Below are 13,333 nucleotides of genomic sequence, written 5' to 3' on the forward strand. Positions count from 1 at the left end.
TCTCCGCTGTTGAAAGCGGAGGCACAGAACGAACTATGCCGAACCGACCAAACGCCGGTCAGCCAGAAATCTGGGGAAAACGACCCGACTCGGCATAGTTCGGCGGGCGGCATAAACAGCCCTATGCCGCGCGCGGCATAGGGCTGTCTCAATGAACGAAGCCAGGACTGCCCAATCCTCGGCGCCCTCGTCGCACCCGGCAAAAAGAGAGTTCTTGGCGTTGAGCTTGATCGGCCGCATCGCACGCTCGACAGCATTCGTGTCCATCTCGATGCGCCCGTCATCAAGGTAGAGTGTCAGGCCGCTCCAATGACGGAGCGCGTAACGCAAGGCCTTCGCCGTGTCGCTCTTCGGTGCAAGGTGATCAAGCTTGGCCTCAACCCACTGCTTCAAGGCTGTAGCGAGAGGCCGAGCATGCGCCTGCCTGCCGGCACAGCCCTCCGCATCCGATCGGCCGCGGAGGGCCTTCTCGACTGCGTAAAGCTGGGCGATGCGTTCAAGAGCCTGGCGGGCAACCGGAGCTGGCGCCGGCGAAGCCTCGCGCTCGATCTTCACAAACTGGCGCCGCAGATGCGACCAGAAGGCGAGCGTCCCGGACAGGGCGTCCGCACGCCTCTCTCGGATCATCGTCTTGTAAGCTCCGTCGCAGTGGATGATGCCGCGATAGCCTTCGAGCAGCCTCAAGCCGGACGGCTCCACGGCCCGGTGCATAAGCGTAAACCACCCAGGTGGGTCAGGTCCGGCCCAGGGCCTGTCATCGCGTGACAGCGCCCAGAAGTAGCCAGTTTTCGTCCTGCCGCGCCCCGGATCTAACACCGGTGCGGGAGTCTCATCGACACAGAGCTTCGAGGAGGCGAGCAGAAGCTGGCGCAGACGATGCCTTCAATTCCTGGGCCGCATAGCCGACCCAGAAGGCGAGCGTGGAACGATCCAGCGCTATTCCGTGGGTCGCCAACATCTGCGCCTGGCGGTAAAGCGGCAAATGCCAATGATACTTGGCGTCGATCACATGCGCGACCAGCCGCTCGGTGGGCAATCCTCCCCTGATCAGTCGCTCGGGCGCAGCCTGCTGGAGGACGACGCCGTGACAGGCGCGGCAGGCCAGCTTGGGCCGGCGGGTTACGATGACGCGATACTGCGCCGGAACGACATCGAGCCTCTGACTCTCATCGTGACTGATCTCGAAGAGGTCGCCGTTACAACACGGGCAACTGGTCTCCGCTGGCATCAGGATTTCGACGATGCGCGGCAAATGCCACGGAAGTTAAACCCTGTTGGCTCTGCGCGCGGCAGCTCTCTTCTCGCAAACTCTGGGATTGGGGCGATCTTCGGCTGCTTCGAGGGCGGCGACGGCCTGATCGATATCCTCCAGAACAAACTGCAGCTGATCAGCGTCCAGCTTTTCCGAGGACCGACCGAACTGCGCATCTTTTGCAAGCTTGAGCAACCGCTCGAGCCTGGCGCAGCGATCCAGCAGAGCCGCGGCAAAGACCCGCAACTCGGCCGGATCGCTCGGCAGTTCATCAGGCAAATCACTCATTGCCCCGAGTCTGCCATGCTTCGCGCCCCGATGCAGCGAAGATTTGTATCTTTACGCAAGTGCTTTCGGCGGTGCGTCGCGAGGCGCATGCATGCGCGTCCAATCCATGCCAGCCAGAAGCACCGACAGCTGGGCGGCATTCATCCGCATCACGCCGGCCACAATGTGAGGCCATTTGAAGCCGCTGCCATCGAGCCGCTTCCAGTACATCACAAGGCCGCTGCCATCCCAGACGACGATCTTCACCCGGTTAGAGCGCATCGCACGGAACACCACCGGCACACCCTTCATCGGGTCATGGCCCAGCGTCTCCTTCGCCAACAGCGCCAAGCCCTCCGCACCTTTTCTGAAGTCTACAGGTTGCGTCGCCACGTAAAGCATGAGGCTCGCGGGCGGCGTCAGCATGAACGTGTCCGTCGAAGCGCTAAGAACACGTCGCTCAACACAGCAAGGCCAGGCGCCCCCCGCACCTCCACGCGTGCTCCCTGGAGCTCAACCGTCACAATGGCTGCTTCCGGCGACCTGGTCGGCTCTGCGGCCGCCGGTAGCGCCGATTCCGATACCACCGGCACGAACGACAGCGTCTCCGAAGTCGGCAGCACCAACTGGCCCAAACGTGCCCGGCGTCGCCAGTCGTGCACCTGCTGGGTGCGTATTCCGACGAAGTCGGCCGCGGATTCCGGGCGAAGCCGGCCGCCTGTACCGATTGAAGCCGGCCGTGGATTCCGATGATCCCGGCCGCCTGCCGAGGCGGGGTCTCGCGACGACGTCGTCATCAGGTCAGTTGGCGGGCTCGTCGTCAAGCGTCTGACGCTTGGCGGCGGCTTTGCGCAGGCTCTCGCCCTTGAGATTGAGCCTGTGGGCGTTGTGTACGAGGCGATCGAGGATAGCGTCGGCAATGGTTGGGTTGCCGATGAGCTCGTGCCAATGCTCGACCGGGAGCTGGCTTGTCACCAAGGTCGAGCCGCGGCCATGGCGATCCTCCATCATCTCCAACAGGTCGCGTTGCTGCTCGGCAGTCATCGGGGCAAGTCCCCAGTCGTCGAGGACCAGAAGCTCGACGCGCGCCAGGGTCCTGAGCAGGCGAGCGTGGCGGCCGTCGCCCCGCGCGAGAGTGAGCGCCTCGAACAGCCGCGGCAGCCGTTGATAAAGCACGGAGCGGTTGTCCCGGCAGGCCTTGTGGCCCAAGGCGCAAGCAATCCAGCTCTTGCCGACGCCGGTCGGGTCGATGATGAGCAGGTTCTGATGCCGGTCGATCCACTCGCCAGCGACGAGCTTTTGGAACAGCGGCTTGTCGAGCCCGCGCGGCGCCTTCATGTCGATATCCTCGACGACGGCGTTCTGCCGGAGACTTGCGAACCGCAACCGAGCAACCAGCCGCTTGTTCTCGCGCTCGGTCGCTTCACGGTCGACGAGCAGTGCGAGGCGCTCCTCGAAGGCCAGCGCGGCAATGTCGGGTTGTCGCTGCTGTTCGTCGAGGGCCTTCGCCATGCCGGTAAGCCCGAGCGCGACGAGGCGGTCGTGGGTGGGATGTGTCAACATCGTCTCTCCTTTCTTCACTGGTAGTAATCGGTGCCGCGGATATTGCCGTGTCGGATCGGTGGGCCGTCTGGCGGTCTCTCGTTGGCGTAGGCGCGATCGAGCCCGTGCTGCAGGATCGACTTGATCGAGCCGTAGGTGGTCGCGCCGATGTCGTTGCCACGCTGGCAGGCGGCCTCGATGCGGGCCGAGCCGTAGCTGCGCGCGAGCCGCAAAATGCCGAGACAAGCCCGGAAGCCCTGCTCGGGGTGTGGTTTGGCTTTCATGATTGCTTCGACGAGAGCGATCGTGGCAGGGCCGATCTTGGCGGCTTCTCGCTTGATCCGCGCCGGGGTCCATTCGGCATAACGCCGGTGCGCGCTCGGCATGTGCTCCGGGATCGTGGTGTGGCATTGGGGTACGTCAGAGCGGGCGTGGCTGGCAACCCGGCTGCCCTTGTGCAGGATCTCGACCGTCCTGTCGGTGACGCGCGCCTCGAGCTCTTCGCGGATCAGACGCGAGGGCACCGAGTAGTAGTGACCGGCGATCTCGACGTGATAGTCGGGCGCGACTCGGCACTTCTTCCACTCGGCATACTGATATGGCATCGGCGGCAGGGCGTTGAGCGCCGGCTTGTCGATCTGTGCGAACAGCTCGTTGCGGCTCACGCCGAGTTTACGCATGATCCTGGCATAGGATCGGCGTCGCCTCAATCCTATTGCTCCTAACGATAGGACATGCCGTCCGCACGGCCGTCGCTTTCACAGCATGGTTTTCCTTAGGCAATCCAGGAAGAGAACGTTTCCTAGCTACGAGCGGTCGGCCTAGATCACTCACCCTACAAGAGTAGATAGGCAGGAATCTCTTGCGGCCGAGCAGTGAGGATCGATAAAAGGATACAACCAGCCTCACACAGAGGACTAACAAATATGACATACACCTTGAATCCCTTGCTGCGCTTTCTCCAGGTTTACGATGACGCGGCCGCGAAAATGGGCATCAGGCTTTCCATTGGGTGTGATTTCAACGAGTACATCGCGATCACAGCCTCGCTAGCAGACAAACCCAATACTTATCCCATCTTTCGGCCAGACCGCTCACCGATTCGAACGGGCGAAGGGTATTGGCTTGTGGGTTTTGATAAGGAAAACAAAGTGGCGCTCGTCGAGGCCGCGCGCTTCTATGACCTGTCGCAAACCACCCTTGCAGCACACCTCGAAACGCTGAAGTTCTTCTATGCGAATCCGACGATAGATGCACATCCTGAAGATCGCTGCGTTTGTACTGCTCAGATGGCGCGCAGCATTACAGGTAAAGTGGTGTACCACGGGGATATCTGGATCCGCCCCGACTTCAGGGGCTCGGGCCTGCTCAAGATCATGACGGGGACTATGCGTGGCGTCAGTCTTGCGATGTGGGCTCCCGACTTTCTCTGTGGCCTAGCTGGGCGGTGGTCGTTGGATAAGAACGTCTATGATCCGGTTCACAATGAACCAGGCGGAGCAGACATTCACCTGGTGCAAGAGAATATCGTCGCTAACGATTGGCTGTTCTGGATGACAGGCTATGAACTTAAGCAATTGTTAGACGTAACGCCGGACCTGAACTGATCGTCTAACGTCGTTGCATTTGCGGGCTGCGGGCCGGAACAATACCGGCGACGAAGGTCTTGAGCTAACGCCCCACCGATTGCCGCTCTCTAGACTAGATGCCATACGCTTGTGAGTTAATGAGCGTGCCAAGCACTTCAGCTACCAGCAGCCTCTCCATCGGATCTCTATACACCATCCGGGTCACCGTACAAGGCTCACGACTTCGATCCGAGTTATCGCGTCGCTCCGCCCACCGCGTAGAAGCGGACATACCAATGCAAGGAGATCTTTCAATGAGTCTTAAGCTTACCGTCTTTACTGCGATACCCCGCGAAAGGGGACAGCAGCAAGGAGAGCTGATGCGATCGGAAATCGCGGCCAATGCTGACTTTTATTTAAAACGCTTTTGCGCTAACGGAACTAATCTTGCGCAAATTCAAGCTGAAGCAACTGGTTGGTTGCGCTTCCTTGAAGATCTACGACCCGACTACGTTGAAGAGCTGAGGGGAATTGCCGACGCTGCCTTTATGCCCCTCTATACGGTTGTGATGCTTAACGTCCGGCATGAGATTTGGCTACGCCTGATGGCACGTCGAGCCGCCGATCTATCGTATGGGATTTTGGATGGCTGCACGTCTGCCGGATTAATGCCCGAGGTAACCGCGCAAAATACAACAATGCTGGCGCAAACGATCGATGGGCAAGCGGCAGTTCGGGGCACCCTTTTTGTAGGCAAAGTAGTGACGCCCGCTAACCCGCAATGGCTGGGCATCTTCGAAGCAGGCTGCGCCGGCCCCATAGCGGGACTGAATGAAGCTGGGATCGGGCTAGTCTGCAACAGCTTGGTTTCGCCTATTGATGGCTCGGCACTCATGACCGCCCCGTTTAAGCTGAGGTGCCGGTCCATCCTTCAGGCGCCGACATTCGACCGCGCGATAAGCGCGATTATCCGCGCTGATCGAAACATCTCTATGAACTACCTGATTGGCCATGCTGATGGCGAGATTATCAACATTGAGAGCTCCCCCAATGACAAACGGTACATTTATCCTGAGGATGGGGTAATTTCACACGCAAATCATTTTGAGCCGGGAACACGAATACCTTCAGAATGGGAGCGCTTTGTGCCCGACAGTCCGTTTCGGTCCCGTCGCTTTGGTCGACATCTGCGCTCAAGGCTCGGGCAGGTGGATGTGGATCATATTTTGTTGGGCCTCAAAGACCATTTCTCTTACCCGGCATCCATTTGCTGTCACCCGAACCAGGATACGCAGTATCCGAATAGTACCCTTTCCGCCATCATTATGGATCTAAGCAAGCGTGTTTTGTTCGCCACTGACGGACCCCCGTGCAGCGCGCCGCTTGAGCGATTTGATCTTTGGATTTAGGGTCTGTACCTAATTAGCCGGTTCTGATTCCCTCGCACCGAGTTGATTCGGCACGGGGGACTTCGATGCGCAAAGGGCTGTTTTGGCTTAACGACAAGCAGTGGGCTCAGATAGAGCCGCATCTGCCGATGAACCAGACCGGCCCGGCGCGCGATGACGATCGGCGCATCATCAGCGGTATCATTCACATGCTTCAGTGCGGCGCACGCTGGCGCGATTGTCCGCCCGACTACGGTCCTTACACAACGATCTACAATCGGTTCAATCGCTCGGCCAAGCGTGGACATTGGCAGGCGATCTTTGAAGCGCTCGCCCGCTGTGGCAAGGACGGCGTGACTTTATCCATCGACTCCACCTCGATCAAGCGCATCGCTCGGCGAGCGGCGGAAAAGGGGGGGAGCATGAACAAGCGATCGGCCACTCGCGCGGTGGGCGGACCACGAAAATCCATGCGCTGAGCGACCCTGACTGCAGACCTTGCGCATTTCATCTCACTCCAGGCCAGGATGCAGATATAGCCGCAGCGCCGGCCCTTTTGGAACTCGCGCCACCGATGTCTGCCCTCATTGGTGACAAAGGGTACGACGGCGACGGCTTTCGCGCCGAAATCATCGATCGTGGTGCCAAGCCTGTCGGTATCCGCCGGGGCTAAGCCGCGACAGGAGCTTTCACCAATTCCACCGCTTGAGGAGCGTACGCATACGACGAAGGCCGCCTGATTGACGCATGCGCGCGAGCACGGCGAGTTCTACGATGGCGTTGCGTGAAGGTCAGGCGGCTTGCTGATCGGCGGACTTGCCGGCTTGGTGAAGGAGCTTCCATTCCCAGGGCAGCAGTTCGCGCAGACGCGAGGTGGGAAGATCGGCGATCCGGGCGAGGACGTCGGCGAGCCAAGCCTTGGGATCGACGTCGTTGAGGCGACAGGTCGTGATCATCGTCAGCATGATAGCGGCACGGTCGGCGCCACGTTGGCTGCCAGCGAAGGTCCAGTTGCGCCTTCCCAAGGCAATGCCTCTCAATGCACGCTCAGCGCAATTGTTGATCAAGCAGATCCTGCCATCGTCGAGGAAGCGGACGAAGCCGTCCCAGCGCTTGAGCATGTAGTTCATGGGCTTCAGGACCTCGGCGGAGCGGGAGAGGCTTTCTCGCTCGCGGAGCAGCCAGGCGTGCATGTCGTCGAGCAGCGGCTTGCTCCGCTCCTGGCGCACAGCACGCCGCTCGTCGGCACCACGGCCGTTGATGGCGCGCTCGATCTCGAACAGGGCGTCAAGACGCCTGACCGCCTCCAGCGCGATCGGGGAGACCGGTTTGCCCTTGCCTTCCCGGGCGGCTTTCTCGATGTCAGCCAGCTCGAAGAATCCCCGCCGCGCATGGGCCAGGCAAAATGCCGGAGTGATCGGCATTGCTTTCCTTTTTGGATCGAACAACGGCTCGAAGCCGCCATAGCAATCCGCCTGCAGAATGCCGGCGAAGGCGGCCAGATGCCTCTGAGGATGTTCGCCCCGTCGGTTGCCCGAGGCATAATAGACCGCCGCCGGCGGCGCAGGCCCGGCGAACGGCCGGTCATCCCGCACATACGTCCAGATCCGGCCGGTCGTGCATTTGCCCTTCGCCAGGATCCGGATGGTGGGGTGAGTAGGCCGGAGGGATTTCACCTCCAGCCTCTCGCAGAACCGGGCGTGAGACTCTCGCCTCACCCGGCTCCCATCAGGCAAGCTTGCCGCCACCGCCGAGTTGCCAATGCACAAAGAGCCTGCGGTTCTCACGCACGATCTTCTCCAGGAAGAGACGCGCGCGTCCTAAACGGTGATGGAAGCGCTTGTACTTTCGCTTCAACCAAATACCTAACGTCTGGTTGATGTAGCGCGCCAACGGATAAAGCGCTGAGCGGGTGTATTGCCCATAATAAGCGATCCTGATCTTCCCTCGAAAAAGTGGACGGGTTAAGCGGCTTTTAGCTCCATTTCGATCGGGGGGATATATCCGATGGCGGAATGGAGCCTGGTTCGGTTGTAGAAGCCCTCGATGAAGGCGAAGATATCGCTCTGGACTTGAGCGCGAGTTGCTGCTGGATCGCCATCGTCAGGGCGGCAGATGCAAGTTCGACCTGCATATGATCCCGCATGGCCCAGCCGACGATCTTTCGGCTGAACAGGTCCATGACGGCCGCCAGATACAGCCAACCTTCAGCGGTCGGAATATAGGTGATATCGGCGAGCCAGACCCGGTTCGGGTCTTCCGCGGTGAAGTCCCGCGCGATCAGGTTCGGTGCGATCGGCAGACCGTGGCGGCTGTCGGTGGTGCGCACACGGCGCGGCGGTGCCATGATGGCGCGAATACCGTACCGACGCATCATCCGTTCAATTCGACCGCGACTGGGACCACGGCCCTGCGCCCGCAGGGCGGCATGGACGCGGGGGCTGCCGTAGCGTCCGCTGCTGTCTTGATGGACCAGCCGGATCGCTGCCCGGAGCGTGGCATTTGATTTTGCCCGCTCGCTCACCGGGCGCTCGCGCCGGGCGTAATAGCCGGCCGGCGAGACCTCGAGCACGGCGCACATCAGGCGGACCGGATAGGTCTCGCGATGGTCTTCGATGAAGCGGAAGCTCATGTCCGGGTTCCGACGAAGATCGCGATCGACTTCCTAAGAAACAGCCGGATTGGCGTCGCCCGGGATGGCCTGCAACACGAAGCCTAGCGATTTCGCCCGGCGCTGTAGGTTGGCGAGGACGCGGCTACGATATTGCTGCTCATATTGGTCGGCGCCAGGATCCTTGTAGCTCATGCCGTGCCGGAGTGTGTTGTAGAATAAAACCGCAATCTTGCGAGCCGTCGCCGTCACCGCCTTCGATTTACCCGCACGTGCTGACAACCGGCGATAGAATGCTCCCAGCGCTGTCTCGCTCCGCCCCACGGTTGTGGCTGCCAAACGCAACAACGCAGCTGCGCGACTTGAAGATCTCCGTGTGCGCGAAGACAGCACCTTGCCGCCGGAGATCTTGTTGCCGGGTGCGAGGCAGAGCCAGGAAGTGAAGTGTTTGGCGCTCGGCCATGCCGTTAGATCGATACCGCACTCGCCAATGAGCTTCAATGCGAGCGACGGACCCAACCCGTGGATCTCAGTCAAATCGACGCCCCGCACTCTGTACAGTGCGGTCCTGACATCGAAGGTGGGGGTGTTGACCTGCTTGGTCTTTACGCGCGGCTTGGCTAGGTTTCCGACCGGTCTTGCTCCTTTGGTGTTCAATGCACTGATCAGGACTTCGAGCTTGCGATCACAGTCGAGCATCTTTGCCTGATAAACGTCGTAGAGCTCCAGTGATTGAGCTAACGCGAAAACATGTTCGTGGCGGTCATTGCCTACGAGCGCTGCGCGGATCGTCTCGATCGATGAGTGGCAGCGCACGTCCCGATAGGTTGCCGGGACGTCGGGATTGCGTTCGCCTGCAACAATGGCTCGGATAATCCGCATGCCGGTCGCGCCGGTGATATCCGACACAACATGATGGAGCTGCAGGTTCATCTCCATCAGAGCCTTTTGCATATGTTGGATATGGGCGGCAGCATATTCCACGAGCCGCTCGCGCTGGCGTAGATAGGCTCGCAACGTTGCGATCTCGGCATCGGGTCGGAAGCTGCCCCGTAACAGGCCATAGGAGTGGAGCTGGCGTAACCAAGCGGCATCGCTGAGATCGGTTTTACGGCCAGGTACATTCTTGGCGTACCGCGCGTTGACCAGAATGACCTCAAACCCGCGCTGTTCTAAGATCTCGTAGACTGGGATCCAATAGACCCCAGTGGATTCCATCGCGACACTGGTCACGCCGCACATCTTGAACCAGTCCGCCAGTTCATGCAGGTCTTGCGTGAATGTGCCGAATGCACGCACTGGCTTGTCGGTGCAGGCCGGGTTTACCGCGGCCATGTGCATCTTTGATCCGATATCGATAGGGCCGCGCCGAGGTTGACCAGCTTTAGGTCCGGGCCGCGGTCGGTTGTCCTGTTAGGCATCGCAACTCCTCCGTCCGATGATGGGCTGGAGGGTCAGGGCTATGCCAATTTGTCATCTTCCTAATCGGGATCGCCGTCGAAACGGCGTCACCACTCTCAAGTCCGCATGCGCCCATGGACCACGTTTTTTAACGGGGACAGCGCCTCCAATAAGCTGACGGCCGCTACCCTCCGAGCTAAAGGATAGCACAAGGCTGTTTCTATTCCGCGCAGGCGCGCCACGACGCTGGACAGTTTTTTAAAATGTCGCGCTCCATGCGCAGCCGTTCGTTCTCCTGACGTAGGCGGGCGATCTCCGAAGCCTGGTCCGCCGGCATCGGCGTCGCCTGCGTGGTGGGTCGCCACGCCGCCGATCCCGGCTCCTGCCGGAGCTTATCTACCCACCGTCGCAGCACCGAATCCCGCAGACCGAGCTCCTTAGCAACCGACCCGATCGAGCGACCGCTCGACGCGACCAGTTCGGCGGCCCGACGCTTGTAATCCTCGGTAAACGACCGACGTTGACGTTCCATTCGACACCTCCGGGCTCAACGAGCCTACTACAGGTGTCCACTCATTCGGAGGAGGTTCAGTGTCCACCTATTTTGGTGGACACCTCATGCATCACGGCACTCAAAAGCAAAAGGTGCGGAGAAATTCGCGCTTACCATAAGACGACCGTTGTCACCGCGTATTGAAGTGTTCGCTGGCGCAGGTCGCAAGCGGTGGCCGGATGAATTGAAGGCACAGATTGCCGCGGAAAGCCTCGAGCTGGGGGCGGTTGTCACAGACGTCGCCCGTCGCCATGGCTGCCGGCCCCAGCATGCGTAATCCGATGCAAGCCGGCCACTGATTGAACGAACCCGCTACGCGGCAGTAGGGGGCAAACCTGCTGAACTGAGGTGTCCTGTCTGAGAGGATGTTGGTCTTCGCACCACCCCTCTCAAGACAGGAGACCCAGATGGCTACGATGAGCCCTCTTCGGCAGCGCATGATCGAGGACATGACGGTCCGCAATCTGTCGCCGTCGACTCAACAATCCTATATCTATGCGATCGCAAAGTTTAGCCGCCATTTCGGCTATGCCCCGGACCGGTTGAGTTTCGAGCAGGTCCGCGCCTACCAACTACATCTCATCGGCCAAAAGCGCTCGTGGTCCCACATCAATCAGGTGGCCTGCGCGCTGCGGTTCTTCTACGGCGTCACACTCGGGCAGACGGAGGCATTCGAGCGGATCATTGGTGGCCAGAAGCCCGACAAGCTCCCGCTCGTGCTTAGTGCCGAAGAGATCGAGCGCTTCCTGGACGCGGTTACAGGGGTGCGCAATCGCGTCGTGCTGGCGACGGCTTATGCGGCTGGCTTACGGGTTAGTGAAGTCGTCCGCCTGAAGGTGAGCTCGATCGACAGCAAGCGAATGTTGATCCACATCGAGAACGGTAAGGGCGGCAGGGATCGTTACGCGATGCTTTCTCCGCGACTGCTGGAGATTCTGCGTACGTACTGGATGCGAGCCCGACCGGGGCTGTGGCTATTTCCAGGCCAAGACCCAAGTGAACATGTCAGCGTCCGCTGCGTCCAGGCGGCCTGCCGCGCCGCCCGCCGCCGCGCTCGGCTTGCCAAGCCGATTACTGTCCATACGCTCCGGCACTCGTTTGCGACCCATCTCCTGGAAAGCGGGATCGACATTCGCATCATTCAAGTTCTGCTCGGACATGCCGACCTGGGATCGACCGCGCGCTACGCTCAGGTTGCGACCAACCTGCTCGCCCGCACGACCAGCCCATTCGATGGACTCTCCGTCAGGGTGATCCCACCCGACTGAGCTGCGCATATGCGCCCCGTGCTCGAGGTGGCGGACATCCTCCGCCGCCACGGCGGCGCCTTCCGTGCCGCGCAGGGTCCTCGGCTGTCCTCCGATCAGCGCCGTGTGATGGCGGCCATCGAGGCGTGTCGCACAGCGACGCTCGGCGGCCACGTCGAGCGGTGCGACGACTGCGGCCTGGTCCGCGTCGCCTATAACAGCTGTCGCGATCGGCACTGTCCAAAGTGCCAAGCGCTCGCGCGCGCCCAATGGCTCGCCGAGCGCCAGGCCGACCTGCTGCCGGTCCCCTATTTCCATGTCGTCTTCACCGTGCCGGCGCCGGTGGCCGCCATCGCGCTGCAGAACAAGACGGCGGTCTACGACATCCTGCTCAAGGCAGCAGCCGAGACGATCCGTCTCATCAGCGCCGACCCGAAGCATCTCGGTGCCGAGACCGGGATGATCGCCATTCTCCATACCTGGGGCCAGACCCTGACGCATCATCCGCATGCCCATTGCCTCGTGCCAGGCGGCGGGATCGCCCCTGATGGAAGCTGGGTTCATTGTCGCCCCGGCTTCTTCCTTCCCGTTCGCGTCCTGTCACGATTGTATCGTCGGCTGTTCCTGGAGCGCCTGCAGGCGGCGTTCAATGGCACCAAGCTCCAGTTCTTCGGCCATCTCGCGCACCTCGTCGAGCCAGCGGCATTCGCCCGCCATCTAACCGCCCTCCGCAAGGTCGAGTGGGTCGTCTACGCCAAGCGTCCCTTCGGCGGACCAGAACAGGTTCTGGCCTATCTCGGGCGCTACACCCATCGCGTTGCAATCGCCAACGGCCGGCTCCTTACCTGTGACCAGGGCCACGTCCGCTTCCGGTGGAAGGATTATCGCGCTGGCAACAGATCCAAAGTGATGACGCTCGACACTGAGGAGTTCCTTCGTCGCTTTCTGCTCCACGTATTGCCGAAGGGGTTTCGCCGCATCCGTCATTTTGGCTTCCTGGCGAACGCCTGCCGCGTCGCCAAACTCGCGCGCATCCGAGCGGCGCTAAAGGCGCCAGAGCCGCCTCCGCCTGCCGAAGCTGTCGACTATCGTGAGCGCTGCGCCATCCTCATTGGTCACCGCCTCGACTTGTGCCCCATCTGCGGAGGCCGCATGGTCGAGATTGGGCCTGTGCCGCGTGCGCAAACGCCGCGACGCGCAGCACCTCGCTGCGATACATCATGACCGACTACCTCGACTTGTTCGCTCCCACTGCAGGCATCGCCATGCCGACGTTCTCCGTCGGAACGATCAAGCACGCTCACAACGCGCGGCGAACGGGCGATAGTCAGCCGCTTGGGCTTGACGCGCCGTTCGACGCTATCGACGCCGGCATCCTCTGCTGCCAATATCAACGGCAATCTGCGGCCACACTCGCTCGCGGGCCCGACATCGGGTCAATCGCGCCTACCGGCGCCTAGATCGAGCCCCCATAGGTCCTCGCTCACAAGACGCGGCTTCGTTC

At 61.0% G+C, this 13,333-nt stretch carries 14 protein-coding genes and 3 pseudogenes; 7 read left to right on the top strand and 10 right to left on the bottom strand.

Annotated elements, in window-relative coordinates:
- Nucleotides 1–33 precede the first annotated feature (33 nt).
- The 5 genes and pseudogenes from XH89_RS41620 to XH89_RS39780 form a co-directional block, all read right to left on the bottom strand.
- Nucleotides 34–1,228: pseudogene (locus XH89_RS41620) on the bottom strand (IS66 family transposase).
- Nucleotides 1,229–1,264: 36 nt separating this feature from the next.
- Complete coding sequence (locus XH89_RS41630) at nucleotides 1,265–1,540, bottom strand: transposase (protein WP_232995629.1); 276 nt, start codon at nucleotides 1,538–1,540, stop codon at nucleotides 1,265–1,267.
- 51 nt (nucleotides 1,541–1,591) lie between these two features.
- Nucleotides 1,592–1,945 (bottom strand): IS66 family insertion sequence element accessory protein TnpB, encoded by a 354-nt coding sequence (gene tnpB, locus XH89_RS39770; protein ID WP_128929870.1) that lies wholly within the window; start codon nucleotides 1,943–1,945, stop codon nucleotides 1,592–1,594.
- A gap of 375 nt (nucleotides 1,946–2,320) precedes the next feature.
- Entirely contained in the window at nucleotides 2,321–3,082 is a 762-nt protein-coding gene (gene istB, locus XH89_RS39775; protein ID WP_128929869.1) for an IS21-like element helper ATPase IstB, read from the bottom strand.
- A 14-nt stretch (nucleotides 3,083–3,096) separates the two neighbouring features.
- Complete coding sequence (locus tag XH89_RS39780) at nucleotides 3,097–3,771, bottom strand: transposase (protein WP_164939080.1); 675 nt, start codon at nucleotides 3,769–3,771, stop codon at nucleotides 3,097–3,099.
- A gap of 216 nt (nucleotides 3,772–3,987) precedes the next feature.
- Here XH89_RS39780 and XH89_RS39785 point away from each other — a divergent pair, with 216 nt between their 5' ends.
- From XH89_RS39785 to XH89_RS39795, 3 genes and pseudogenes are all read left to right on the top strand, one after another.
- On the top strand, nucleotides 3,988–4,668 hold the full coding sequence (locus XH89_RS39785) for a hypothetical protein (protein ID WP_128929867.1): 681 nt from the start codon (nucleotides 3,988–3,990) through the stop codon (nucleotides 4,666–4,668).
- 275 nt (nucleotides 4,669–4,943) lie between these two features.
- Nucleotides 4,944–6,038 carry a C45 family peptidase gene (locus XH89_RS39790; protein ID WP_164934298.1) on the top strand — a complete coding sequence of 365 codons (1,095 nt, stop codon included), beginning with the start codon at nucleotides 4,944–4,946 and terminating at the stop codon, nucleotides 6,036–6,038.
- 65 nt (nucleotides 6,039–6,103) lie between these two features.
- A pseudogene (locus XH89_RS39795) lies at nucleotides 6,104–6,672 on the top strand (IS5 family transposase); the annotation flags it as partial.
- A 136-nt stretch (nucleotides 6,673–6,808) separates the two neighbouring features.
- On the opposite strand, the pseudogene XH89_RS39800 reads toward XH89_RS39795, so the two are convergent.
- The 5 genes and pseudogenes from XH89_RS39800 to XH89_RS39820 all read right to left on the bottom strand — a co-directional run.
- Nucleotides 6,809–7,666, bottom strand: a pseudogene (locus tag XH89_RS39800) (IS66 family transposase); the annotation flags it as partial.
- Nucleotides 7,667–7,745: 79 nt separating this feature from the next.
- Nucleotides 7,746–7,910 (bottom strand): hypothetical protein, encoded by a 165-nt coding sequence (locus XH89_RS39805; RefSeq protein WP_164934318.1) that lies wholly within the window; start codon nucleotides 7,908–7,910, stop codon nucleotides 7,746–7,748.
- An 82-nt stretch (nucleotides 7,911–7,992) separates the two neighbouring features.
- Nucleotides 7,993–8,649, bottom strand: a complete 657-nt coding sequence (locus tag XH89_RS39810) for an IS3 family transposase (protein ID WP_128929865.1) — start codon at nucleotides 8,647–8,649, stop codon at nucleotides 7,993–7,995.
- Between the two features lie 33 nt (nucleotides 8,650–8,682).
- The gene (locus tag XH89_RS39815; protein ID WP_371746375.1) at nucleotides 8,683–9,969 is read right to left on the bottom strand and encodes an IS110 family transposase; all 1,287 of its coding nucleotides are present in this window, start codon (nucleotides 9,967–9,969) and stop codon (nucleotides 8,683–8,685) included.
- A gap of 280 nt (nucleotides 9,970–10,249) precedes the next feature.
- Nucleotides 10,250–10,561, bottom strand: a complete 312-nt coding sequence (locus tag XH89_RS39820; RefSeq protein WP_128929863.1) for a transposase — start codon at nucleotides 10,559–10,561, stop codon at nucleotides 10,250–10,252.
- A gap of 166 nt (nucleotides 10,562–10,727) precedes the next feature.
- On the opposite strand from XH89_RS39820, the gene XH89_RS39825 reads away from it, so the two are divergent.
- The 4 genes from XH89_RS39825 to XH89_RS39840 all read left to right on the top strand — a co-directional run bounded on the left by XH89_RS39825 (nucleotide 10,728) and on the right by XH89_RS39840 (nucleotide 13,289).
- A complete protein-coding gene (locus XH89_RS39825; protein WP_371746382.1) occupies nucleotides 10,728–10,859 on the top strand; it encodes a transposase in 132 nt (43 codons plus the stop codon).
- 130 nt (nucleotides 10,860–10,989) lie between these two features.
- Entirely contained in the window at nucleotides 10,990–11,850 is an 861-nt protein-coding gene (locus XH89_RS39830; RefSeq protein WP_164935788.1) for a site-specific integrase, read from the top strand.
- 9 nt (nucleotides 11,851–11,859) lie between these two features.
- The gene (locus XH89_RS39835; protein WP_128929833.1) at nucleotides 11,860–13,053 is read left to right on the top strand and encodes an IS91 family transposase; all 1,194 of its coding nucleotides are present in this window, start codon (nucleotides 11,860–11,862) and stop codon (nucleotides 13,051–13,053) included.
- Nucleotides 13,050–13,289, top strand: coding sequence for a hypothetical protein (locus XH89_RS39840; RefSeq protein WP_128929832.1), 240 nt, complete (start codon nucleotides 13,050–13,052; stop codon nucleotides 13,287–13,289). The genes XH89_RS39835 and XH89_RS39840 overlap by 4 nt, the downstream gene beginning before the upstream one ends.
- Nucleotides 13,290–13,333 lie beyond the last annotated feature (44 nt).

Source organism: Bradyrhizobium sp. CCBAU 53340 (assembly GCF_015291645.1).
GTDB lineage: Bacteria > Pseudomonadota > Alphaproteobacteria > Rhizobiales > Xanthobacteraceae > Bradyrhizobium.

What these genes read in the sequence shown, in the direction of transcription:
- XH89_RS41630 (WP_232995629.1), bottom strand. Translation starts at nt 1,540, where the DNA reads ATGAGTGATTTGCCTGATGAACTGCCGAGCGATCCGGCCGAGTTGCGG.
- XH89_RS39830 (WP_164935788.1), top strand. Translation starts at nt 10,990, where the DNA reads ATGGCTACGATGAGCCCTCTTCGGCAGCGCATGATCGAGGACATGACG.
- XH89_RS39835 (WP_128929833.1), top strand. Translation starts at nt 11,860, where the DNA reads ATGCGCCCCGTGCTCGAGGTGGCGGACATCCTCCGCCGCCACGGCGGC.
- XH89_RS39840 (WP_128929832.1), top strand. Translation starts at nt 13,050, where the DNA reads ATGACCGACTACCTCGACTTGTTCGCTCCCACTGCAGGCATCGCCATG.
- XH89_RS39790 (WP_164934298.1), top strand. Translation starts at nt 4,944, where the DNA reads ATGAGTCTTAAGCTTACCGTCTTTACTGCGATACCCCGCGAAAGGGGA.
- XH89_RS39820 (WP_128929863.1), bottom strand. Translation starts at nt 10,561, where the DNA reads ATGGAACGTCAACGTCGGTCGTTTACCGAGGATTACAAGCGTCGGGCC.
- tnpB (WP_128929870.1), bottom strand. Translation starts at nt 1,945, where the DNA reads ATGCTGACGCCGCCCGCGAGCCTCATGCTTTACGTGGCGACGCAACCT.
- istB (WP_128929869.1), bottom strand. Translation starts at nt 3,082, where the DNA reads ATGTTGACACATCCCACCCACGACCGCCTCGTCGCGCTCGGGCTTACC.
- XH89_RS39810 (WP_128929865.1), bottom strand. Translation starts at nt 8,649, where the DNA reads ATGAGCTTCCGCTTCATCGAAGACCATCGCGAGACCTATCCGGTCCGC.
- XH89_RS39815 (WP_371746375.1), bottom strand. Translation starts at nt 9,969, where the DNA reads ATGCACATGGCCGCGGTAAACCCGGCCTGCACCGACAAGCCAGTGCGT.
- XH89_RS39785 (WP_128929867.1), top strand. Translation starts at nt 3,988, where the DNA reads ATGACATACACCTTGAATCCCTTGCTGCGCTTTCTCCAGGTTTACGAT.